The following is a 235-nucleotide window of genomic DNA, read 5'->3' as shown; positions in this document are numbered from 1 at the left end:
ATTGCAGGAGCAGCTATTAAACTACCTGCTTGTACTGCTTCCTGATATAACTGTTCATGTTGCTCTACCGCTGTGAATCCAGCCCCTTCTAGCATCTTTCGTACTTCTTCAGCTGTTTTACCACTACGACTAGCAATAGTATTCATTTGTTGCTGATTCAACCTACCTATCTTATTTTACTGAACTATGCGCCAATGTTGGTATTCCGTGAAACCTTCTGCAGTTAATAGTATTT

1 pseudogene is annotated in these 235 nt (G+C 40.0%); it reads right to left on the bottom strand.

Annotated elements, in window-relative coordinates:
* Nucleotides 1–235: pseudogene (locus tag KVT34_RS32695) on the bottom strand (phage minor capsid protein); the annotation flags it as partial.

The organism is Paenibacillus sp. GbtcB18 (assembly GCF_019091125.1).
Taxonomy (GTDB): domain Bacteria; phylum Bacillota; class Bacilli; order Paenibacillales; family NBRC-103111; genus Paenibacillus_F; species Paenibacillus_F chitinolyticus.
This window is presented reverse-complemented; position numbering and strand designations above follow the sequence as displayed.